18 protein-coding genes, 1 tRNA gene and 1 pseudogene are annotated in these 22,817 nt (G+C 70.6%); 8 read left to right on the top strand and 12 right to left on the bottom strand.

What is annotated here, in order from left to right:
- Positions 1–270: 270 nt before the first annotated feature.
- From ACIRBX_RS34035 to ACIRBX_RS34025, 3 genes are all read right to left on the bottom strand, one after another.
- Entirely contained in the window at positions 271–402 is a 132-nt protein-coding gene (locus ACIRBX_RS34035; protein ID WP_402303303.1) for a hypothetical protein, read from the bottom strand.
- Between the two features lie 541 nt (positions 403–943).
- Positions 944–1,330, bottom strand: coding sequence for a hypothetical protein (locus ACIRBX_RS34030; protein ID WP_402303301.1), 387 nt, complete (start codon positions 1,328–1,330; stop codon positions 944–946).
- Between the two features lie 76 nt (positions 1,331–1,406).
- Positions 1,407–1,658 carry a PadR family transcriptional regulator gene (locus ACIRBX_RS34025; RefSeq protein ID WP_402303299.1) on the bottom strand — a complete coding sequence of 84 codons (252 nt, stop codon included), beginning with the start codon at positions 1,656–1,658 and terminating at the stop codon, positions 1,407–1,409.
- Between the two features lie 893 nt (positions 1,659–2,551).
- Between ACIRBX_RS34025 and ACIRBX_RS34020 the strand changes: the two genes are divergently transcribed.
- Together ACIRBX_RS34020 and ACIRBX_RS34015 are read left to right on the top strand one after the other, a co-directional pair.
- On the top strand, positions 2,552–4,165 hold the full coding sequence (locus ACIRBX_RS34020) for a trypsin-like serine protease (protein WP_402303296.1): 1,614 nt from the start codon (positions 2,552–2,554) through the stop codon (positions 4,163–4,165).
- A 506-nt stretch (positions 4,166–4,671) separates the two neighbouring features.
- Positions 4,672–9,165 (top strand): polymorphic toxin-type HINT domain-containing protein, encoded by a 4,494-nt coding sequence (locus ACIRBX_RS34015; protein ID WP_402303294.1) that lies wholly within the window; start codon positions 4,672–4,674, stop codon positions 9,163–9,165.
- 478 nt (positions 9,166–9,643) lie between these two features.
- On the opposite strand, the gene ACIRBX_RS34010 is transcribed toward ACIRBX_RS34015, so the two are convergent.
- Both ACIRBX_RS34010 and ACIRBX_RS34005 read right to left on the bottom strand, forming a co-directional pair.
- Positions 9,644–11,041 carry a hypothetical protein gene (locus ACIRBX_RS34010; RefSeq protein ID WP_402303312.1) on the bottom strand — a complete coding sequence of 466 codons (1,398 nt, stop codon included), beginning with the start codon at positions 11,039–11,041 and terminating at the stop codon, positions 9,644–9,646.
- Between the two features lie 322 nt (positions 11,042–11,363).
- Positions 11,364–11,687, bottom strand: a pseudogene (locus ACIRBX_RS34005) (helicase associated domain-containing protein); the annotation flags it as partial.
- 35 nt (positions 11,688–11,722) lie between these two features.
- On the opposite strand from ACIRBX_RS34005, the gene ACIRBX_RS34000 reads away from it, so the two are divergent.
- A complete protein-coding gene (locus ACIRBX_RS34000) occupies positions 11,723–11,926 on the top strand; it encodes a hypothetical protein (RefSeq protein WP_402303292.1) in 204 nt (67 codons plus the stop codon).
- Positions 11,927–12,723: 797 nt separating this feature from the next.
- Here the strand turns inward: ACIRBX_RS34000 and ACIRBX_RS33995 are convergent.
- Positions 12,724–13,575, bottom strand: a complete 852-nt coding sequence (locus ACIRBX_RS33995) for an SAM-dependent methyltransferase (RefSeq protein ID WP_402303291.1) — start codon at positions 13,573–13,575, stop codon at positions 12,724–12,726.
- 131 nt (positions 13,576–13,706) lie between these two features.
- On the opposite strand from ACIRBX_RS33995, the gene ACIRBX_RS33990 reads away from it, so the two are divergent.
- On the top strand, positions 13,707–14,138 hold the full coding sequence (locus tag ACIRBX_RS33990) for a MarR family transcriptional regulator (protein ID WP_402303289.1): 432 nt from the start codon (positions 13,707–13,709) through the stop codon (positions 14,136–14,138).
- A gap of 320 nt (positions 14,139–14,458) precedes the next feature.
- Here ACIRBX_RS33990 and ACIRBX_RS33985 read toward each other — a convergent pair whose 3' ends face one another.
- Positions 14,459–14,974 carry a hypothetical protein gene (locus tag ACIRBX_RS33985; protein ID WP_402303287.1) on the bottom strand — a complete coding sequence of 172 codons (516 nt, stop codon included), beginning with the start codon at positions 14,972–14,974 and terminating at the stop codon, positions 14,459–14,461.
- A 1,236-nt stretch (positions 14,975–16,210) separates the two neighbouring features.
- On the opposite strand from ACIRBX_RS33985, the gene ACIRBX_RS33980 reads away from it, so the two are divergent.
- Positions 16,211–16,287, top strand: a tRNA-Lys gene (locus ACIRBX_RS33980).
- Positions 16,288–16,607: 320 nt separating this feature from the next.
- On the opposite strand, the gene ACIRBX_RS33975 is transcribed toward ACIRBX_RS33980, so the two are convergent.
- The 3 genes from ACIRBX_RS33975 to ACIRBX_RS33965 all read right to left on the bottom strand — a co-directional run bounded on the left by ACIRBX_RS33975 (position 16,608) and on the right by ACIRBX_RS33965 (position 19,026).
- Positions 16,608–17,855 (bottom strand): hypothetical protein, encoded by a 1,248-nt coding sequence (locus ACIRBX_RS33975; protein WP_402303285.1) that lies wholly within the window; start codon positions 17,853–17,855, stop codon positions 16,608–16,610.
- Complete coding sequence (locus ACIRBX_RS33970) at positions 17,852–18,181, bottom strand: hypothetical protein (protein WP_402303283.1); 330 nt, start codon at positions 18,179–18,181, stop codon at positions 17,852–17,854. Before ACIRBX_RS33970 ends, ACIRBX_RS33975 begins: the two co-directional genes overlap by 4 nt.
- Before the next feature lie 209 nt (positions 18,182–18,390).
- Entirely contained in the window at positions 18,391–19,026 is a 636-nt protein-coding gene (locus ACIRBX_RS33965) for a hypothetical protein (protein ID WP_402303281.1), read from the bottom strand.
- Positions 19,027–19,707: 681 nt separating this feature from the next.
- Here ACIRBX_RS33965 and ACIRBX_RS33960 point away from each other — a divergent pair.
- From ACIRBX_RS33960 to ACIRBX_RS33950, 3 genes are all read left to right on the top strand, one after another.
- Entirely contained in the window at positions 19,708–20,013 is a 306-nt protein-coding gene (locus tag ACIRBX_RS33960) for a hypothetical protein (protein ID WP_402303279.1), read from the top strand.
- A 48-nt stretch (positions 20,014–20,061) separates the two neighbouring features.
- Complete coding sequence (locus ACIRBX_RS33955; protein ID WP_402303277.1) at positions 20,062–20,415, top strand: hypothetical protein; 354 nt, start codon at positions 20,062–20,064, stop codon at positions 20,413–20,415.
- Between the two features lie 76 nt (positions 20,416–20,491).
- Positions 20,492–21,622 (top strand): hypothetical protein, encoded by a 1,131-nt coding sequence (locus ACIRBX_RS33950; RefSeq protein ID WP_402303275.1) that lies wholly within the window; start codon positions 20,492–20,494, stop codon positions 21,620–21,622.
- Between the two features lie 24 nt (positions 21,623–21,646).
- Here ACIRBX_RS33950 and ACIRBX_RS33945 read toward each other — a convergent pair whose 3' ends face one another.
- Positions 21,647–22,186, bottom strand: a complete 540-nt coding sequence (locus ACIRBX_RS33945; protein ID WP_402303273.1) for an RICIN domain-containing protein — start codon at positions 22,184–22,186, stop codon at positions 21,647–21,649.
- A gap of 257 nt (positions 22,187–22,443) precedes the next feature.
- Entirely contained in the window at positions 22,444–22,782 is a 339-nt protein-coding gene (locus tag ACIRBX_RS33940) for a hypothetical protein (RefSeq protein WP_402303271.1), read from the bottom strand.
- Positions 22,783–22,817: the final 35 nt, after the last annotated feature.

The following is a 22,817-nucleotide window of genomic DNA, read 5'->3' as shown; positions in this document are numbered from 1 at the left end:
AAGCGCTCGAAACACAACGAGGTCACAGGCCGGAACCGGGCCCGTAGCCCGCCCCCAGTTCCGTCACACACCAGGTGTGACGCAACCACCCGGCCCCGACCCCGGCCCCGACCCCGACCCCAGGCCCCAGGCCCCAGGCCCCGACCAACCCACCACCACACCAACACTCCCCCTACCGCACGCCCCCGCTCAAGCGACGGCCCTGGGGCGTTTGGAGGCGGGGCAGAGCTCCGAGCGCAGCACCCGCACCTGCCACCACGGGCCGGTGAGCTAGTTCTTCCGCAGCAGCTTCCACTCCTTCGCCGTGGGCACCGGCAGCCACAACGGGCCGAGATCCTCCTCCTCCCGTACCGCCACGCAGTCCGGGCACTCCGCCACCTCCGGCTCCGCCTCGACGCGCAACTCCCCCCTCGGAGCCGAACCGCCCACCCAGCGGGCCCCTGCACGTCCAACACGGCGCCCGCCCGGTGTGCGCGGCCCGGGCGGCCTCCAGCGCCTCCTGGTCCTCCCGCAGCGCTTGGGCGGCCTTGCGCTCCAGGTGGCCGGAGTGGCAGGTGCCGCCCGCGCGTGCGTCCAGTACCCGTCCCGATTGTGGGGGTAGACCTGCTCCCGTTCCAGGACGGCGCCGCAGTCCACGCACGCCAGCAGCTTCATCGCCTCCCGGTGCCGGCGCTGCTCCTCGGCGGCCAGCTCGGCCTGCGGCAGCCAGCCGTCTCGGTGCTCTGCTCCCTCGCCAGACTCGGCGCCTCCTACGTGGTCACCGCCGCCCAGGGCAGTGCCTACGCGGCGCAGCGGTGGCTGGGCGGGCGGCGCATCGAGGCAGTGGAGCGGGCGCGGATAGCGGGGCCGAGCCCCTCTACCGGCCGGCCGGGCAGCCCAGGAGTGCTGCGTGTCTGGCGCCCGCCCAAACTGGTGGGGCGGGCGCCAGACAGGGACATGCTCGCTACCGCCTCACGACGAGACGAATGGCATCCGCCACCTCGACGGCGGTACTCCCCGTTTTGGGGTCTTCCAGCCAGCGGACCATCCGCTGGCGCAGGGGTACGACACGGGTTTCCCGTGCGGTGCGGATCGCACCGCCTGCGACCAGGGAGAGTGAGAACCGCAGCCCGGCGAGGTAGCGGCCGAGCGCGGTGCCGTCCGGGTTGTCGATGGTCTCGTACAGATCGGCCTGCCAGATGGGGTGGAGCAGTCGCCACTTCGTGCCGCTCATCATCAGCCGGGTCAGGCGGAGCAGGACGAAGGGGAGCCTGGCGGTGATCTTGCGGACGGTGACCTTGATGAGCAGTTCGTAGGCGATGGCGGCGATGACCGCGCAGATCAGGGCCATGACCCACTCGGCGAGCGGGATGGTGGTGAGTTCGTGGAGCAGGCCCTGGCCCGCGCCCCCTGCGGTCCGTTCATGGTCAGCCTCCTTGCGGGGTGAGGCCGGGCTGCCAGCCGGTGCTGTCAGCAGGTGCCCGGGTGAGTTCGTGGAGTTCGGCGAGTTCCTGACGGGCGGCCCGCAGTCCGTCGCCGGTGATGGTGTAGAAGCGGCGGGCGGGCCGGCCGGCGGCGGCGGGATCGACCTGCTCCTGTTCGCCGGCAATGACCCCCTCGCGCTCGAGGCGGGCGAGGATCGGGTACAGGCTGCCGCTCTGCAGCCTGGTGGCCCGCATGATCTCCCTCCCGTACCGCTCGGTGGCGGGGTCCCGGACAAAGACCTGCAGGACCTTGGTGGTGGCCAGGTCGCGGGCGAGGTCGTCTACCCGGGCCCGGTCCGCCTCCGGCTCCAGGCCCGTGACATTCAGGGAGCAGTCCGCCGACCAGCTCGCGGTAGGCCCGGCCCGGCTCTGGACTCTCCGACTCGATCCCGCGCACCTCGCCCCTGCCCGCCCCCCTACTGCGTCCACCGTCGCCGTGCCCAAGGGCCACCACCACCTGAAAATTGGGGATGCCGCCTTGTCGAGCAAGGGTGCCGGGAGTGGCACCCTCAGCCTCACCGGCGTGGCAAGAATTCGTGCGCGCAAATATCCGCCACCGATGATCGGCCTTGGGCTTTGCCCATTCCTTCGACTCATCGTCCACCCAGGACGTTTGTAACGATTCAGAGCGAGCGAGCCCCCGGATCTGCTCGCGGCACGAGAGCAGCAGGTGGAAGATTCTAGCAAAAATCGGCACATTCAGGGCGCTTTGATCACTCTCTCGGAATCAGCCCCCCACGAATTGGCATGAGCGCGCCAGCTTTTCTTTATGCGCCTTTGACAGCCAGGCATCTCGATAGCTAGCGTTCGATCTAATTTTCACCGCGGGGGGCGGCATGTCTTCCGTGAGCACTTTTCGGGAGAATTGCTTTATGCGCAGACTTATAAGGTCGTCCTGGCTTCTGGCCGCAGCTCTGGTGGTGCCCGGCGTAATGGGCTCGATACCGGCTGCCGCTGCGGACCCCACGCCGCCACTGGCAGTGGAGGACTTCTCCTACCCGATCGCTGATCTTCCTGCAAACCCTCCTGTCGCGCTGAAGTCCGGGGACGGGAACATACGTGTCGCGGACTGTACGTCGACTAACAGCATGATCGAGGTTTTCAGCTTCACCTTCGATCCCGGGCCGCCCAAGTTGTGCTTCAGGGTAACGGGACCGTCCGGCTATCTGACAGCGGAGATCCCCAAGGTCTACGGCATCAAGGGCGACAACCACACGGTCACGGCCACGGTCCGCAACGGCAGCTCGACCAGCAGCGTCGCCATCGCTAAGAACCGCTTTACGAAGATCGGTGTGGAGCTCGAGGGCCTCCCCCTTCTGGAGCTCGTCGCCTCCGGCGGGCCGGCCGCCACGGTCGGAAGCGACTTCCCGGCCGTCGGGTCGGTGGTCGTCGGAACGCCAGGCCGGTCTGGATCCCGCAGTTGCACGGGCACGGTGGTCGATCCGCTGTGGGTGCTCACCTCTGCAGGCTGCTTCACCAACACCCCCGCCTCCCTCACCGCAGGCCCGCCTGCGGTGAAGAGCGCGTTCACCGCAGGCGGCAAGACCGTCGACATCCTGGAGATCGTGCCCCGCGCCGACCGCGACCTCAGCCTGGTCCGGCTGTCCCAGGCGCTGCCCGGGGTCACCCCGATGAAGCTCGCCGTCGGCGCTCCAGCGGCCGCCGAGAGCCTGCGGGTGATCGGTCACGGCCGCACCACTACGGACTGGATCCCGGCCAAGCCCCACGCCGCCACCCACACCGCTGGTGCCATCACCGCGACCACTGTCGACACGGTCCCGGCCTCCGGTTCTGCTGCTGTCTGCGCCGGCGACGCGGGCGCGCCGCTGCTGCGCGAGGTGAACGGCTCCGTTGAGATCGCCGCCGTCGCTTCCCGCTCCTGGCAGGGCGGCTGCCTCGACAAGCCTGCGAGCGAGACCCGCACCGGCGCGCAGAGCAGCCGCGTCGACGACATCGCCCAGTGGATCACGCGGACGGTGAGCATGACCCCGTCGGGCACCTCCGTCACCGGATCGCCGTTCACCATCGTGGACCCGGTCGACAACCACCTCGTCACCTACCTGCGGGACAGCACCGCGCAGCTGTGGTCGGTGGACCCGCAGGGCGAGGGCTGGAGGAACTGGGGCGTCTACGCGGCCGGCGATCCCACCGCGGTAGTGAACCCGGCGAACAACCATGTCGTCGTCTACGTGAACGGCCCCGACAACAAGCTGTGGTCTTTTGACGAGCGGGACAGCAACAGGTGGACCGAGTTCACCAAGACGTCGTCCGGCACTGTCCTGGCACCGGACGCGGTGCCCAGCACTGTGGTGGACCCGGCCGACGGCCACCTCGTCACCTACATCCGCGACACCGCCAACCACCTCTGGTCCGTCGACCCGCAGGGCGAGGGCTGGAGCGACTTCGGCGCCATGGCGGCCGCCGACCCCACCGCCATCGCGGCCAACGGCCACGTCATCGTCTACGTCAACGGCCCCAACAACCTTCTCTACTCCGTCGACCAGCGCGGCAACGGCTGGACCACCTTCGACAAGACACCGGACGGTACGGTCCTGGCCGCCGACAATGTCCCCCAGACCGTCGTCGACCCCGCTGACGGCCATCTCGTGACCTTCGTCCGCGACACCCGAAACGTCCTGTGGGCCGTCGACCCCCAGGCTGAGGGCTGGACCAAGTACCACGGCGGCCCCTCCGCCCCCTGACCCACCGTCAACATCCACCCCCTGGTGGCTGGTCCCCGTTGCACAGCGACCAGCCACCAGGCCGCCGGCTTGCTCGGCGCGTCCGGTAGCCCTACCAGCAGCGCCATCGCCATGGCGTGAGCGTTTCGCTGGCATCGAGACCGACAACATCGCGAGCTGGGTCCAGCAGACCCGAGGCAGCCCTGTGGGGTGGAAGACCCAGGCGCTGGTGACGGCCGGCACCGGCCTGTTCCACACCATCCGACTGCACGACACATGGGCCCAGAACGGTGACGTCCAGGCCGCCGTGACCGCAAGCGCCTGGCTCCGGTCCGCCCCGGCGCTCAGGCCCTGTGCTGAAGCCGCAGCCCACCGGCTGGACGGGTGGGCTGCGCTTCAGTGCCCAGCTCCCTGGGTCCCATCCGCAGCTGCACACCGGCGGAGATGGCACCAGATCTCACGCCCCCTCACACCTTCAACGAGACACCGGCCCGCGCGCCGGTGCACAGACGAATGGGTTTCTGATCTTGAGGATCACCGAGAAACGACTCACAGTACGGTGGCAGGCCGCCATCGGCGTCGTGGCCGGCAGCCTGCTCCCAGGACTGCTGGCGATACCGGCAGCAGCGGACACTCCTGCGAGCGGGCCGCTTCCCGACCGGGTCAAGGCCGTGGCGGCCTGGAAGGCCGGCGGCCCGACAGTACGCCGCGCCGCCGAGATCGCACTGGCCGGCTCCGATGCGGACGTGACGGCGTTCGTGGACTCCGGCCGAGCCGCCGCCGACGACCAGGATCTGCGCGCCCGCATCGAAGAACTGATCGCGGTCGCCGGTCCAGGGGTACGCGGCAGGGCCGCTGCCGTACTCGCAGGCACCCCAGCGGAGCGGCAGGCGTTCATCCACGGCGGCGGCCGAGGCCAGTACGAGCACGACCAGCGTGCCCGGCTCATGCAGATCATGGCCGCTGGCGGCCCCGCGGTCCAGGACTCGGCCAACAAGGCAATGGCTGGGACCCTGGAGGCCGTCGAGACCTTCCTGGACAGCGGCCAGTTCTCCGCCCGGGAGCACGACGACCGCGCCAAGCTCATGCAGCTGCTGGACGCCGGCGGCCCGCAGGTCAAGAACGCCGCGAACGCCGCCATGGCCGGCAACGGCGAGGACGTCCGGGACTTCCTGCGCTACGGCTACCAGACCGCCTCCGCCCACGACCAGGAAACCGCGAGTATCGCCCAACTCGCAGACGTAACAAGGAACGCGGCCGGACAAGCCGGCGAGCAGGCCGCAGCGGCGAAGGACGGCGCCGACCAGGCGCTGGCAGCGAGCGCGCTGGCCAAGCAGTCCTCCGAGCGCGCCGTCGAGGAGACCCGCCTCGCCCGGGGCGAGGCCGGGAAGGCGTCCAACGCGGCCGGCCGCGCCGCCGACGCCGCCACCCGTGCCGCCGTCTCCGCCCAGGGCGCCTCCTCAGCGGCCCGCAAGGCCAACGAGGCCGCCCGCCAGGCCGCCGTCGCCGCTGCCAACGCGGCCTCGACCGCCACCCGCGCCGACAAGATGGCCGGCATCGCCCGCACCACCGCAGCTGACGCCGCCACCAACAAGGACAAGGCCGCACCCGCGAGCAAGGCGGCATCGGACGCCCGAGACGCGGCCAAGAACGCCCGCTCGGCCGGCGAATCCGCCGCCTGGGCATGGCGCACCCTCGGCCAAGCCATCATCGCGGTCCAGACCGCCGACCTCGCCAGCGCCAACGCCGACGCAGCCTCGAATGCCTCCGACGCAGCCGCAAACCTCGCCGGAGTCTCCGACGAACAGGCCCAACGGGCCCGCACCTCGGCTTCCCGAGCCAAGGCGTCGGCTGCGGAGGCACGACGCGCCGCAGCCGCTACTCTGAAGATCGCCAATGAGGCGGCATCGGCCGTGGCCGATGCAGAGCGTGCGGTCAAGGCCGCCGCGGACCACGCCGACGCGGCTGCTGTTGCGGCCGACTACGCGGCGGCGCACGCAGGTGACGCGAACCTCGCCAAGGGCATCGCCGAGACCGCGTCCAGCGAGGCGGCGAAGGCCGCCACGGCGGCGGCGGGCGCTGCCGCGCAAGCCCATAAGATCGCCGACATCGCGCGGGCCTCCGACCAGGAGCGCCTCGACGCGCAGACCGCCGAGCAGTTCGCCGAAGCCCAGCAGGCATACCGTGATGAGGAGTTGAGGAAGCGCAAGGCCCTCTGGCAGGCCGGACAGGCCAACACCCTCGCGGCCGAAACCGAGCAACTGATCACCGCCGCAACCACCCCGGGTGTCGCGCAGGACGTGGCGGTGGCAAAGGGCAGGCAGGCGGCCGTACGGCTGCTGGAGGCCGGCGGACCCTACACCCAGGCCGCCGCCGAGAGCGCGCTCGAAGGTGACGGCTCCGACGTCCTGGCCTTCCTGAGCACCGACCTGGCGATCGCCCGCGAACGGGACGACCGAGCCACCGTCTACGCGATCGCCGAAGGCTCCACCAAGCTGGAACAGCGCTTGGCCGCCGAGACCGCTGCGGTCGGCACCGCAGCCCAGGTCCGCGACTTCGTGGCCACCGGCGCCTACCCGGGACAGGAGCACGACGACCGGGCCCTGCTCATGCAGATCATGGCCGCCGGCGGCCCCGGCGTGCAGGACGCCGCGAACACCGCCATGGGCGGCAACCACGCAGCCGTGCGCGCGTTCCTGACAACCGGGCAGTACAGCGCGCGCGAGCACGACCAACGGGCCCTCATCACCCAGGCCCTCGCTGCGGAGGGGCCCGAAGTGAAGGCTGCCGCGCAAAGCGCCCTCGCCGGCCCCGGGTCGAAGCTGGTCGCATTCCTGGATGTTGGCCTGCCGCAGGCACGCCAACGCGACGCCTTCACCGCCGCCCACGTGGCGACCATCAACTCCTACCTGGCCGCCATCGACGGCTCCGTCGAACTCGCCCGCCAGTACGCCGCCCAGGCCGCCCAGTCCTACGCCATCGCCCGCCAGGCCGCCGCCGAAGCCGACGGCCACGCCGCCCGCGCCCGGGCCGCAGCCGACGAGGCCACCAAGTGGGTCGCCAAGGCCCAGCAGTCCGCCACCCAGGCCCAAGCCTCCGCCGACCAGGCATTCGGCTACGCCAAGCAGGCACGCACCAGCGCCGCCAACGCCACCGCCGCAGCCGGCCGCGCCAGCGTCTCCGCCTCGGCCGCCAGCGTCTCCGCGGCCAACGCCAAGGCCTCCGCCGCCGACGCCAAGAAGTCCGCCGACCAGGCCAAGCAAGCCGCCGCCGCCGCCAACAAGAGCAAGGCCGAAGCCCAACAGGCCGCACGTCAGGCAGGCGAGGAGTTCTACAAGCGCAAGAAGGCCGAAGAGGCCGAAGGCAAGACCCAGATGGAAACCGCCTACGTCGACGAGAACGGCCGCATCAACTTCGTCGTCGCCATCCCCGAAGGCGAGATTCAGAACCCCAAGGTCACCGAGCACAACAAGTGCAACACCCTCGTCAGCCTCACCGCCCTCGATGTCGTCTTCTCATCCAAGTGGAACATCGACTGGGCGAACGACAAAATCACCTGTGACATGAAGGTGACGGTCGAGGGCGAGGTCAAGGTCCGGTACGTCCTGAAGACCTGCCCCGACCCCAACCTCTCCATCACGCAATGCCAGGGACGCTACTCCCTCGCCGACACCGCCCAACTGGAGACCCGGACCGAGAAGGTCAAGCCCTTCGACACCGTCATCAAGGTCGACTGGAAGGCGCCGGCAGACCTGATCATCGACGGCATCACCGAAGACTTCGTGCAATGCTCGAAGGACTTCGACTTCAACGCACACTGCGCCTGGGCCGCCTCCAACTTCATCCCCTTCGGCACCCTCCTCAAGGGCGTCAAGGGAATCGCCGCATTCCACACCGCGCTCGAAATCGGCGGCGACCTCACCATGGCCAAGGCCGCCCTCAAGGTCAGCCTCGAAGGCATCGGCGACGCCACCAGACTCCGCCTCACCGCTGCCGCTGACGCCATCACCAACTTCCGCGGTCTGCTCACAGCGGGCGGGGTCGGCAGCGAGACGGCCCTCAACAACCTCCGCAACATCCCCGACATCCGGCCCTCGACAATCGACCAACTGAAGATCGAAGCAGAACTGGCCGAGGACGCCCGCACGGCGTGCAAGTGGAACAGCTTCCCGGCCGGCACTCTGGTGGTCCTGGCTGACGGAACGCGTCGGCCGATCGAGCAGCTCGAGCCAGGGGACAGTGTCCGCGCCACCGACCCCGCCACAGGCGCCACCGAGCCCGCAACGGTCACCGATACCTTCACCCACGGCACCGACCACCTGATCGACGTCAGCACCGACAGCGGCACCGTCTCAACCACTGCGGGCCACCGCCTCTACGTCGACGGCGACGGCTGGAAGCTGGCGTCCGAACTCCGTACGGGCGACCGCCTGCGCTCCTCCGACGGCACGGTGCGCAACGTCACCGGTTTGAACGACCGCGTCGGACTGGCCCTGCCCGTCTACGACCTGACGGTCGGCGGCCTGCACACCTTTTTCGTGGCGACCGCCAGCGACGCCCGGGGCGATCTCCTGGTGCACAACTGCCAGGACATCGTGGCCGACGAAGGATTCGACCAGGCTCACACCCTCGATCAGCATGTCAACATCTCCGGCCTGAAGCTGGAAACCAAGGTAGAGAAGGACGGAGTGGTCGGCGTCTGGGCCAGCCAGGACATGGCTGCGCGGGCCGTGGCCGAAGCCTTCACCCAGTGGGAGAGCGTCCCGGCGAACCGGGCGTACCTCGCCAGGTTCGCTCAGAGAAAGACCAGCGAAACCATCCGTACCATCCAATGGGAACTGAGGGATCCTCAGTTCGCATCCCTCGGGAAGGTCTACACGAAGAATCCCCTGTACGGCACTACACCCGGGGAGCCATTCCTGAAGGAGCGACAGGCGGGAAACGTGGTATCCATTACCATTAAGTACGCAAAGAATCACAGGCCGAGCAAGTTCGTCATCTACACTTCCTATCCGGTTTAGGGATATCGGAATGCAACCACACGCAAGCCTCGACCACGACTTCGGAATCACAGGGCTCACGAAGCTCTTGAAGATCAGGGAGAACCCCCGTGATCCGGAAGGGATCCTCGACTTCACCAGAGGAATCCTGGAGGTCGGGGGAGAAGAAGACGCGTACGAGATCGTCGCGGACGTCCGCCGTCTCACCGAGTCGGAGCTCTCCGATGATGTGCTGTCGGTGCTATGGCTCGCTTCCACCGACTCCCGCTTCGACCCCGCCAGTACCGGTGTCGGGATCCGGGACTGGCTGGACCGGATCGCCGACGTTGCCCTGCCTCATGCGAGGCTCTGCGCCGCAGCGGGGTCACCGCCCCTGCTGTCCGGATCTTGCGCGGAGCTGCGGCCAGCCGTACTGAACGAGATCCACAGCATGGCAAAGGACCTGACGGAAAAGGCCACGGAATCCTTCCATGCCGCACCTCTGCCAATGTTGATCCCCTCACTGGTCTCCACGGTTAACGCCGTCGGAGCGGACCTCGGATTCCGTCTGTTCCTCCGCGCGATGAAGGTGTACTTCGTCCGCATCGGTCCAGCACGCCTGGCTCGGTACCACGAGATCGGCGAACAGCTCGGATACCACGAGTACGTCGTGGAGGACGGCAGCCTCAACGTCTGGTTCGACCTCGACGACTGACCGACTCGGGGACCGGGACACACGACGGTGCGGCCCCGGACGGAAGTCCGGGGCCGCACCGTCGTGTGCCTGGCTGCTGCCCGCTCGGCGGCGCCGGACCACAGGCCGGGTGGGCCGGTTCTGGGCGGCGGTCAGGTGGAGCCCGGCGCGGGCAGGCGGGATGTGCAGCGGGTCGGCCACCGCTCCGGCGAGCCGGCGGTGCGCGGCGTCGATCCGCAGCCGGGCCTCGCGGGTGGCCTCGGGGCGGATGCGCTGCCACTCCTCGGTGGCCGCGGCGGTGGCCGTGACGGCCTGGCCGTCTCCGGCGTCGGCGTACCGGTCGGCGACCCGCAGGTCGAGGTGGGCGTCGGCAAGGTCCTGGTCGATGGCGTCCAGGGTGAGACCGGCGGCCTTGCGGCGGATCCGGGCGCGGGTCTCTCCGAGCAGGCCGTCCTCCTGGTCGTCGCTCTCGTCCTCGGCCGCGCTCTGGCCGTCGGGGTGGGCGGGGTGCTGGGCGAGAGCGGGGTACAGGGTCACCCCGGCCTCCCACGACTCGGCATGCAGCACCGGCCGGATCTCGCCGTCCTGGTCCCGGGCGGCGACGAGCCGCCCCTCCAGCAGGCCCACCCAGCCCTGGTGGCCGTCGACATCCTTCTCCGCCCAGCCACGCGCCGGGCCGCCGTCCTGCTGGAGCGTGCGGATGCCGTCGTGGCCCGACCAGCGCAGCCAGACCGCGCCGCGCACCAGCGGCGAGTCCAGGACCGCCCGGCCCAGATCCCGCTCAGCGGGCAGCGGCCGACTGCGGGCGGGAAGCAGTTCCAGCGGGACGAGCAGGGCGACAGAGTCGGGACGGGTGGTGTCGGTCATCGCGAGGGCCTTCCAGGTCGGCGGGATCGGAGGTGCGAATCGGTCCGGGTGACGGGCGGTCAGTTGCGGTGCGGCCAAGCCCAGGTCATGTCGTCCAGCAGGGTGCCGCCCCGGAGGAGGTGGGTGCCACTGGCCGACGGCGCAGTGGTGGCTGGAGTCGACGTGCTCGCCGTCGGTGAACTCGGCCTCGGTGGCCCAGCCGCAGGCGGAGCACTCGGCCCGGCCCTCCCAGCCGACCTGCGGCTCGCCGTCGTCCTGGTCGCAGTCGTGGTCGGCGTCCACGCTGGTGCCGTCGTCGAACCGGTCGTCCCCGCCGTCGCCGCACGCGCCGCAGATCCACTCGGCGGTCCAGGTCACCTCGGCCCCGGTCTCGGTCTCGGTCTCGGTCTCGGCCGCACCCTGCTCCTGGTTCTGCCCCGGCTCCTGCCGGTTCTGCTGCTCGGCCCAGGCGGCGGGCAGGGCGTCCAGGAGGGCGAGCTGGTGGGCTGTCAGCTTGCCGTCGGTGCTGGCCTTGTCCTGCTTGCGCAGCCACGCCCCGGGCCGGAACGCCGGGTCGGCGTCGCCGCCGGTGCGGTTGGCCGGGCCGTCCAGGGTTCCGCCGGTGGCGAGGTAGGCGAGCAGGCGGCGGTACGACCTTGTTCCAGTCCGGGTCGATCCGCCACATCGCGTCCAGTGCGGTGAGCTTGGCGTCCTGAGCGGCCGTCAGCTTCGTGTTCTTGCGCTGGCGTCCGACCCAGGCGCCGACCGTGTGGCCGTCCAGCTTCTCGGCGGCCGGGATGGCCAGGTGGCCGTGGGTGCCGGCCCAGGCGCGGGCGTGGGCGAAGCCGCATACGATCAGCCGGTCGACGACCTCATGGCGACCCGCGTACGCGGCGGCGGCCAGCAGGACGAGACCGTCGTCATCGGTGAGTTCGCTTCTTGGCGCGTCCTCCAGGTCCAGGAACTCAAGGAGCGTGAAGTCGTCGCCGCACTCGATCGCGGCCAGCAGGGCAGAGAGATCCACCAGCCGATCATGCCCGCCGCCCGAGCACCGGACGAATGGGTTTTCCGGCCCGCGAACCCCGCCACGGCGCCGAGCCGGACGCCCGCATCTGCTCCCCGGCCGGGAAGCCACCGCTCCAGCTCTCCGCCCAGCGCGACCCGGCCGTCACCGCGCCGTTCGTGCGGACCCGGGTGCTGGGGCCGGAACCGGAAGAGTTACGGCGCGGCCTGGAGGAGCTGACCGCCTACAAGAAGACGTGAAGGTCGTCGACGCCCATCACCGCGCCGTCCGGGTACCGGCTTGGGTCCTGGGTGGCCGACCAGCGCGGGTACGAGGCCGCCGGGGTGCTGCCGACCGGGCGGAAGGCAGCGTTGGACGGGATGGACCCCGCCCGGTGTCCCACCTCGCCGGTCAAGTGGCAACGCCGATTCACCCCTCGCCTGGCAGTACAAGAAGAGCGGCGGCACGCTGGCGGGTACCCCGGGGACCGTCGTGCTCCTAGGCGAAGACCCCACCGGCAGGACACCAACCAGCGCACCCGCCAGGGTGGTCGTCCGGGGCGAAGACCCCACCGGATGGGCACGGGCGCAGCGGACCGGCTGGGACAGAGTCGGCCCGGCACAGCAGTGGCTCGTCGAGCATTTCCTCGGGCTCGAACCGCCGCCCGCCGAGGAGCTGCCCCCCGCCGCCAAGGTCAGCCACGCGGAGAAGGAACGACGCAACCTGCCGGCGGCGGCGCAGAACCACGAACCCGAAGGCCACCTCAACGTCCGCCGGGGCCACGAGGAGCCGCTCGTCCTGGACGACGGCACCACCCGTCCAGGTCGGTCTGGTGCTCTTCATCGCCGAAACAGCCGCCTCCGACGCGCGACCATCCCCACCGGACGCGCCGCCCGGCTCACCCCACTCGGCATGCGCCGACCATGGACCGGCCAGTGGGACCGGACCCGGGACGACAGGCTGGCGGCCTGTCGTCCCAGGCCCTGTCGCTTCCGGATCCCGCACGGGGGTCGGCGAGTACCGGCCGCCCCGGCCCGGGGGGCCAGCGGCGACGGGGTCACGAACCGAGGCGGTGGGCTTCCAAGAAACCCGCGCCATGGAAACCGCCGGCGGGCGGGAGCTGACGGCCGACGGAAGCGGCGAAGTCTTCGATCGCGGTGGACTCGGTCCGCCAGCCGTGCGCCTCCAGCCAGTCGCCGGTGCCGGGTCCGAGGCCGCCGCGCCACAGGGCGGTCATCTCGGTGAGGCCCTGCTCGGCGGGTGTCCGGGAGACGTCGCGGCCCTGCTCGGTCAGCAGTCGGCTGCCGGGGGCTGACAACCGGCCGACCGCGCTCAGGAGTCGGGCGGCCTCGCCGGCGTCCAGGTAGACCAGCAGGCCTTCGGCGAGCCAGAGGGTGGGTTGACCGGGGTCGAAGCCGGCATCCGTCAGGCGGCGCTCCCAGGCCGGGTCGGCGAGATCGGCGGGCAGTTCGGTGCGGTCGCAGCCGGGCTGCGCACCCTGCGCGGTGAGGACCTGCTGCTTGAAGGCGAGGACGGGCTCCAGGTCGATCTCGAACAGCCGGGTGCCCTCCGGCCAGGTGAGGCGGTAGGCCCGGGTGTCGAGTCCGGCTGCGAGCAGCACCACCTGACGGGTACCGATGGCGAGCAGCCGGTCGTCGTAGTAGCGGGTGCGCAGGATGCCGCTCGCCAGCAGTTGCCGAGCGAATGGGCCGGCCGGGCCGGTGGTGGGGGTCGGGGTGCCGGAGGCGCTGATGAAGGCCAGTGCGTACGGGTCGGTGAACAGCGGGTCGGGTTGGGCGCTCTCGTAGGCGCGGACCCGGGCCACCGCCAGGGCGGTGCGGGACACGGGGCTCAGCCGTTCGGCGCGGCGGGTGCCGGGATCGGAGCCTGTGGGCTCGGGGGTGGTCATGGCGCAAAATTACATCTCTACAGATGCATCTGTGAAGATGCAGTTTCTGATCCCTCTCCCCTGGCTTCGACCCCGAACCCAGCCCCACCGCATCGGCTGCGATGCATCGGCGCCGCTGTAGCCTGTCGGCCATGGACGGCGTACGGCTTCTGCGACTGGGCAAGCGGCTCACCGAGCTCGGCCGGGAGATGGTCACCGACGACGCATCGGAGACCCTCACCCCGGGCGAGATCGCGGTGATCTCCGATGTCTACCAGCACCCCGCCAGCGCGGTGCAGGACATCCGGGTCCGCACCGGCTTCGCCCAGAGCCACGTCTCCACCTCCGTCGCCCGGCTACGCGAACGCGGCCTGCTGGACGCCGCCCTCGACCCCTCGGACGGCCGCCGCACCCTGCTGACCGCCTCCGCCCTCGCCCGCACCTACATCCGCACCCAGGTCGCCCGCCCCGCCGAACCGCTGATCGCCAAGGCCGTCGCCACCCCCGCCCACGCGCAGCGGGTCACCGAACTCCTCGACGAACTCGCCACCCTGCTGCTCCCGAGCCAACCACCCCCTCCCTGACCCCCCTGAGCGACGCTCCTGGACGAAGCGCAGCACCGGCGGCTCGGGTAGGCCGCCGAGGTCCAGACCCAGCCCCTCAAGGAGCTCGAGGCGCAGTACGGTGGCCGGGTCTTCGCCGGGCTCGACCAGGCTGCCGGGCAGGGATTGCCGCACGCCGTCGGGTCGCTCGCGCAGGATCAGGGCCGGGCCATTGTGGTGGAGCAGGATCGCGCGGCGGACGGCTGCCGTACTCCCATGTCTGCGGCGGGACGTAGACCATGCGGCCACGCAGTCCAGTCGCCGCCACTCCGACGAACCAGTTCCCGAAGTACCCCGCTCGTTCACCCACTGGATCGGGTCTGGAGGGTGAGGTGTACCGCGGTGATGTCCAGGATCTGGAGCTCACCAGGATCGTGGCGATTCGTGTCGCCCAGGACGTCGAGCTGGTGGGTGAGGTGCATCCGCAGCCCGCCGCCGTCGTGGGCCTGGAACTCGATCACCGGGGCCCGCCGGACCGACACACGGCGTGGCAGCAGGCCAAGGACCTGGTGGACCGCGACCGTCTTGCCCTGGCCGGCGTCACCGTAGACACAGGCGATCCCGCGCGCAGCAACCGTGTGGGTGAGCGCCTCGGTCACCTCGCCGAGCTGGCTCGTCGCGAAGAGATGGGCACCGGGAACGCACAAGCGCACACCCAACGGCGCATTGGTGACCGGATGTTGGGGAGCGGACGGGTCGTCAGGCGCGGCGGGCCGCGCCGGTGCGGTGGCAAGCGGGGCGGAGGCGGGGGCGGTCATATCGAGCGTGCCGGGTAGCGCCGGCTCGGCCAGCGCCCGGTCGTAGACCGCCGGGTCCACCCGGCCACGTCCGGGCCGAATGCCCTGCAGGACACGGCCGGTCCGGCGTCCGCGCTGGATCGCGCGGTGGAGCGTCGCCGGCGACGGCACCACCGAGGCCGGCCCCCGTGCGGGATCGTGCGCCGCGGCGCATGCGGTCAGCCAAGTGCAGCGCCGCCACGTTCCCGCCCAGATCCGAAAGCCTGTCCCACACCTCGTCCGTGACCGCGTACCCGCCCCGGCGCGGGGACACCTCGATGCGGCCCGAGGTACGGGCTTCGGCCAGCCACCGCCACACCGTCCGCACCGACACCCCGGCCGTCTCGGCGGCGATCCGCACATGCACCGACGAGAGCGTCCCGGCCTCGTCGACCGCGAGCGTGCGCCTGACCACCACCTGCCGGGCAAGCGCACGCTCACCGGAGCGCAACACCAGCGGCTTGCCGCCGACCGGAGAAGACGCCGCAGAAGCCCCCGTAGCGGGGGCGGAAGCCGCAGGCAGGAGAACGGAACTCATACTCACCAGCCCACTCGCCCAACACGGCCACCCGCACAGGAATGAGCAACCCCAGGTCAGCCGACCACCCCACGTGATGAGTGCCAACCCGCAAGTCGCGACAGCGAGACAGTCACCTCACGACAGCCACGATCCATGGACCACGCCATGAAGCACCCAGCTCGATCGACCTCACACCCTCAACTGGATGGCTGCCGCACAACCCGCCGCCACCCCACCCACCCACACACCCGGTCCAGGGGCAGGGTCCCCTCCCCGCGCGGGGCGCAGCGCGGGGAGACACCGCCTCGTCCTCCAGGCCCTCCTGGTCCTCACCGTGCGGGCGGCGTGCGGCCGCGCGGGGTGCCGGCCCGACGGCCGGACCGGGTGGCCGGGGGCGCGGGCCTGGCGGCCCGGCACAAGGGGCGGTTGCGGGGGCCGGGCCTACAGCACCAGCCGGGCGGGTGGTGGCGGACGGGCGGTGCGGGCGGGTGGTGGTGGCCTACTGCCCCCAGGGGCGGGGGCGGATAACGGCCGGGGGCGGGGCCGGGACGGGGCGGTGACCGGAACGGGTGACCTGCGGCCCCCAGCCGAGGGGAGTGAGCCGGGCGGCGATGGCCGGGGCGGGCAGGGGCAGGAAAACCTGATGACACCGAGCCAGGCGCACCACAGAATCTAGCCCTACAACCGCTCGGGGGTCCGACACCAAAGCACCGTCCTCACCACGATGCCGCCGGTCCAAGCCCTCCCCAGCGGATCGTGCGGGCGTAGCTCAACTGGCCAGAGCAGCTGACTCTTAATCAGCAGGTTGGAGGTTCAACTCCTCCCGCCCGCACCACACCCCAGGCTCCTCACAGCCACACCCACGCCCGTCCCTCCCCCAGGGACGGGCCGTAGTCGTCTTGGTCCTCCAGTGCGGGCGGCCTGGGGGCCGCGTGGGGGTGCCGGCTTGGCGGCCGGACGGTGGGTGGCCGGGGGCGGGGCCTGACGGCGCGGCAACGGGCCGGTAGCCTGCGGCCCCCGGGCGGGACGGCGCCTGACAGACCGGCAGCACCCGCACGCCCAGCCCGGCCTGACGGCCCGGCAGCCGCCCGGCACCGGGCGGCGGTAGCCCGTCTCGAGATAGTTCGACGAGTCTCATCGAAGTACGGCTACCGGTCAGAGCACGCCGAGATCGCCGGTCACTGCGGCCGTCCACCCGTCAGATCCTTCGCTTGGCAGTGCCAGGACCGCCCGGAGGCAGTCCCGCCAGGCGGGCCGGGTCAGCAAAGCAGCCAACTGGGCACGGTACGCCTCGTGTTCATCTTCCGACCAGACCACCTGGGCACCAGGTCGCGGCTCGCCGGTGAACGCGGCGAGCAGGCAAAGTACGGTGCGGCAGCGCTGCGACGTGGGCGCAAGGCGGGCCACCTGCTCGCGGTAGTGCCGCAGCAACGCCGGAGCGCCCTGGAGTTCGTCGAGGGTGGCGCCCATGCCACCGCACCAGGTGAGGGCGCACAGCAGACGCCCGGTGTGATCAACGACCTCGGCGTCGACAAACGAATCTGCGATCACCTCCGTGATCCCTGCGGCTATCACGACATCAGCCGCGAAGTAGCCGGTGAAGTCTCCGCCGTCGTCGGCTTTGCGGCGCAGCCAGTGCATGACGCCGGGATCGTCCGGCCGATCGGGGTCTGCCCGGGGATGAACGCCGGAGGGGTTGGTCCGGCTCTCCCGCCAGGAGTAGCGGGTCCGGGGGGCAGCCAGGCGCAGCAGTGCCTCGATGTAGAGGTCCCGTCCCGGGGTGCAGGTGCTGGTGTGCTCGGCGAGCTCGATCAGGACCGCTGCTCCGCCCGGGATCCCTTCGAGGGCCAGTGACGTGGATGCGGCGAACCTGGTCAGAAGTCCGATGGTGCGTAGCAGGGGTAGCTCCCGTTCGGTGGCCGTCTCGATGAGCAGGACCAGGCCGGCGGTCACCGTGTGTTCGTCGGTGCCGTTCCTGACCAGCCACCGGCCCGCCCGAGCCACGGTCTGCGGATCGTGGCGGCCCACCACCCGTCGGATCTCGGGATCCAGCGGACCCGCTGGACCGATCCCGGCGAGCGCACTCGCCAGCAGCCGCAGCGAGGCCGGATCGGTCCCCCGGCGCAGCCGGTGCTCGAGGAGCCCGGCGACCTGGTAGTCCCGGTGACGGGGCCACGTGACTCCCGCTCCCCCGCCGCAGCTGCGCTGCCAGTGGCCGGACGACTCGTTGCGAGCTCCAGGCGGCAGGTCCCGGATGGCGCTGAGCCGTGCCAGGAAGTGCGCCCGGTCCGCGTCGATCTCGTCCTGGGCCGTGCCGGCGAACGGGTCCGGGTACCGCCGCCAGACGTGGATCGCGTGGTCGAACAAGGCCGCCGGGGCCTGCGCCCCGATGATCGCGGTCACCGAAGGACTGCGGACTCGATTCTCTTCATGCACCGGATCCTTCCATCACCGGCGGCCCAGCGGAAGCTCCTCACCAGCAGGCGGCCCACCACCGGTCGAGCTCCGGAGGTGGCGATCGCCATGACCGCGAGGGCCTCGCGCAGGTCCTCCAGCCGCTCGACCGCCGGCTGCGGCTGCTGGAGCTCGGCCGGACCGCCCGAGGCGGCCGGCTCGGGCGCGGTCCGCACGGCCAGGGCGCGGTCGGCGTCGGTGGGCTCCCACGACTTGTCCCGCTGCTGCCGCTCGGCTTCCTCGGCCGGCTCGGCGATGATCGTCCGCATCTCCACGGGCCACACCGTAGTGCCGCTGCCGGATGGGCCGCCGCTCGAGTCGGGCCGGGTTCTCACCGCGCGAGCGGCAACCACCTGGCCACCGGTCAGCCGATCGGCTTCGGCCGCCCGCGGGGCGGGGCGGGGCTGGGTCGTTGGTCAGGCCGATTCACCCACCTTCGGCTCGCCCGTGCGGGTACACGGGCGAGCCGGGCGTGGTCGGGGTGTCAGCGCCCTTCACCGATGTGATGGATGATGTCGTCGATCTTGTCGCCCAGGTCCCAGTCCATGTCGTCGGACTCCGCGATGAAGAAGGGGGAGGGGTAGATCCCGACGAGCTGGACCTGGCCGTTGTCGTTGCTGTAGGCGACGGCCTGGATCGTCGTCGCCTCGGCCCTGAAGAATGCCGAGATCGGGGAGAGGAGCTCGTCGATCTCCGGCAGGGCCACCGCGGCCACCTCCAGCGCCTGGAGGACCGTCTCGGTGTCCGAAACGACCATCTCGGCCGCCGCCTTGTTGAGGTGGATGAAGTAGTAGGTCACCACAAGAAGAACGGTTTCGGTCTCGCAGTAGACCTGCGGGTAGTCCTCGCTCAGGTGCTCCTGGACGAACGCCTCAGCAGCCTCCCCCGTCAGGCCCTCCGCCTGGGCCTTCCGCTCCCACTGCGGCCGGACCGCATCCAGCAGGGCGGGTCCGGACAGCGCCGGCCGGCCCTGCCGCTCCAGCAGGCGGCGCGCCATAGCCTCCACGTCCGGCTTCTCCGGGGCCTGAAGGCCCTCGGTCCTGTTCCAGCGGTCGATGTGCTCCTGGATCTCGGCGGCCTTCGCCCGTACCTGCTCTTCCGTGATCTGGTGATCCGACATGATCCCCCCAGCCTCCCCTGCTGTCCGGTACCGACCCCTCCATTAAGAGGTGAAGCCACCCAGCAGCACAGTGCACGAACCAGCCAGAATCCCAACCACGGCGCGGCACCCCTCCGGGCCGGCGCCCGGCCGTCCACGACCGCTGCTGGCCGCCGGCCCCCGCTCTGGTGGCGGCCGGCGGGCCAGGGGCAGCAAGGGCGGCAGGGATGCTGGGACACACCTCAAACACACCCTCGGCGCCCCTGGCCTCCAGCAGCTCCACCACCGGCGCGGACCGGGCCGCGAGCACGAACGCGTTGGCGTCACTGGCCGTGCTGGTGGTCGGGACGGAGCGGGGCAAGCCGGGCCCAACGCCGCTGCCACGGCAGCATCGGGCCGGGCCGGCCGGGGTGAGGCGGAGCCGCCGGGGAGCACCTGCGCGAAGCCGCCGAGCGGGATCACCGGGCAGCACTCCTCCCGGACCGGGGCGCCATTCATCGGAGGCCCGCCGACGACTTCGGTTGCAGGGCCATCCGAACGCTACCGCTCGGCTCGCGTGCGCTCGGTCAGCCGCCCTCGCGTCGACGCCGGCGTCCGGTCGCGATCCACCCGGACCGAACGCACCGCACCCACAGGCCGCTCCCTCGGAAGGGCGTCCCCGAGCATCTGGAGCCGGGCCTGCGCTCGTGGATCCGGGAGTCGGTGACGACGGAGTTGCTGGTTCATCGGGTCGTGGCCGCTCTCGAGTTGAACCAAGAGGTCCACGTCTTCTTCAACGGCCAACTGCCCTTCAGCGGCCGGGACCTGTCCAGGGTGCCCGAGGATCTGCTGCTCGATGTCGTCGGCTGCCTGCTCTACCTCGACATTGGGGAGGCCGCTCACCAGGAGTACCTCGTCAAACACCCGGGCGCCGTCTCACCGCTGAGCGCTCTGTTGTCGAAACCCCCGAGGTTCGTGAACCCGGTCGACACACTGGACGCGCTGCTCGGCGATGCCTCCTCCGCCTAACAGGTCCGCGACGGTGACGACGCCTCACACGCCGGCCTGGAGCGGATCGTGGACGCCACCGTCGCCCAGTCCGCCGCCACCACCACCATGGAACAGGCGACATCCTCTGGGCGGCCCGATGCCGCCTTCTACCTGCGCAGCTCCTGGGCAAAGGCGTACGCGCTGCACCCGGACCCCAGCGGCGCCCACGTCGGCGCGGTCCGAGCTGTGGAGGACGTCGCGATCCCCCTCTACACCAGCCCCGACTCGCGGGCGACCCTCGGCCACGTCATCCGCGAACTGAACGACAACGGGACCAACTACTCGATGACCATCCTCGACAACCAGGCCGTGCCCGCCAAGGTCGACACCGTCGTCTCGCTCATGAAGCTGCCCTGGCAAGGCCACCGACTCCGGTTGTAGCCAAGCCCGTTGGAGGATGGCAGTAGCACACTCCAAGCGGCTGCCGTGCGATGCGGGAGCGGTTCACGGAGGTGGCGTGAGCAGCGTTCCCGGGCACAACACGGACGGGGCCGCACTGAAGATCCGGCACGCTGACGGGGCGGGGAGTACGGGAACGGGGGTGGCCGTGGCGGCTGTACTGCGGTGGGTGCGGGTGGTGGTGGAGGCGGTCGTCGGGCTGGCGGTGGTGGCCGGGGTCAACGAACTGCTGGTATGGGTGTCGTACCGATGGTCGTGGGCCGGCATCTGGCTGGCGGTGACGATGGGCGGGCTGCTGATCCTCGCCCTGTTCCCGCTGGGACGGTTGGTGTCCGACGCGGCGGAGCGGAAGATCGCCTCGCGGTGCGCGTTCTGGGTACTGGTGCTCGCGTGCGCGGGCCTGCTGATCAGCCGGACGGCGTTGACGGAGCAGCAGATCATGCAGGAGCGGGGCCGCACGTCGACCGCGGTGGTGACGCGGACCTGGCAGGACATCGGTGACCGGGCTGCACGGCCGGTGGTGGATCTCCGGCTCGAGGACGGCCGTGAGCGGAAGCACCTGCCGAACGACTTCAGGCTGGTGGTCGGTGACCAGGTGTCCATCACCCTCGACCCGAAGGGAGGGGCCGTTCCCGTCCTGGGCGGGCCGTATCCGCCCGATCCGTTCCCCCTGCGGATCGTGCTGTGCGTCGCCGCCGCCGGCGCACTCGCGACCTCCGCCGCAGCGAACGGCTTGCGGGACCAGTGGAGCAAGGAACGCAGGCGCCGCCGCCGGACGGCCGCCAGACTTCAGGATTCCGGACCCTCCTTAACAGAGCCGGCGGCGGTGAGCAGGTCCCGGGAGAGCGCGGCGCGCAGGCGGGCGAAGGCCTGGCACCTCACCGAGCAGGACTCGGCCTTACCCAGCGCACGCCGCACTGGCCCCCGGACGCACCCGAGCAGGCCGCACTGCCTTACGGCCGCGACCGCCTCCTCGCGCTCGGCCACGGGCACTCCGCCTTCGTCGAACTCCGCCGCCCCGACAGCGGCACCCAGCAGGCCGCCGAGGAGAACCCCACCGACACCGGTCGTCGTCCCGGGTCCTGGCCCGGAGCAGCTCGCGATAGCCGGCAAACCTCTCCCCCAAACGAGAAATCCCCCAGCGGAGAACCCGCTGGGGGCCGACACAAAGCTATCCAAGCACCTCTGAAATGAACAGGAAGTACCCCTCGTACTACTCCGGCAGTGCCGGGAGGTCGGTGATCGGGGTGTCGTACGGGTCGGCGTAACCCCAGAATTGATCGGTGGAGTTCGAGTTGCACGGCCACTGGATGAGCTGCTTCTCCCAAGCCATGCTGGAGCCGACCCCCAGGCACTTACCCGAGTAGACGCTCCTGATCACTCCGCTGCTGTACACCCAGAACTTCTCATCGACCTCCCCGTTGCAGTCCCACTGAATGACCTTGGCTCCGTCGCGGAGTTTGGAGCCCATCCCCATGCACTTGTTGGTTCCGGTGTTCTTCAGGAAGAACGCCCGCCTGCCATCGTTGTCCCTCGTGGGAATGAACTGCCACACCTGCGACGTGTTGATGGAATCGCAGGGGAACTGCTTCACCGGGGCACCATTGCCAGAAGGAAGACTGACAATGACGCACAGTCCGCTGTATGCGTTGACGATACGAGACTCGACCCCCACCGCATTCGCCGTGCCGGACCCGAACGCCACTGTCGCAATCGCCGTAGCCACGACACCAAGAGCCTTGAGAGACTTCATTGCCACCCCTTTTCCACTACATGAAGCGAGCAAGATCATACACAGGGCCTGACGGGCACTGTTGACCCCTGCGCGGCGAGCTCGGCCCGGATGCCGGCCGCGCCATCGCCGGCTCGGCGATCGGCTCTCCGCGCTCCCCGCTGCCGAGGTCGCCAGGCGGTACGGGGGCGGAGCAGCGAGCGAGCCGGAGCGCGACCGCGAGCGAGTGGGCCCGGCGGGTGGAGGACTTCAACGGCCTGGGACGCGGACGTCCACGCCTACTCCCGCTCCAGGACGGCGCCGCAGTCGACGCACGCGAGGAGCTTCATCGCCGCCCGGCGACGGCGCTCCTCTGCGGCCTGGCGCTCGGCCTGGCGAAGCTCGTGGGCCGCGCGGTCCTTCGGGTTGTCGAGGGCGTCGGTCAGGGAGCGCAGGCCGGCGCGGCCGTAGCGCCACCACACCTCGCCCATCCGCCCGAGCTCGGTGAGCCCTTCGAGGGAGGCCAACAGGATCGGCCCCGAATCGGCGTGGTCGAGCCGGCTGTCGGTGGAGTGGTCCTCGGTGCGGCGCCGACCGCGCCGGAACTCGGCGGTCGGATCGATCCGATGAGCCGTCAAGTTCCCCTCTCCGGCTTCACTCCCCCGCCCGCCGG

The sequence above is a fragment of the Kitasatospora sp. NPDC096147 genome, assembly GCF_044763225.1.
Taxonomy (GTDB): Bacteria; Actinomycetota; Actinomycetes; order Streptomycetales; family Streptomycetaceae; genus Kitasatospora.
Note: the sequence above shows the minus strand (reverse complement) of the source record. Positions and strands in the feature narration are given on the sequence as shown.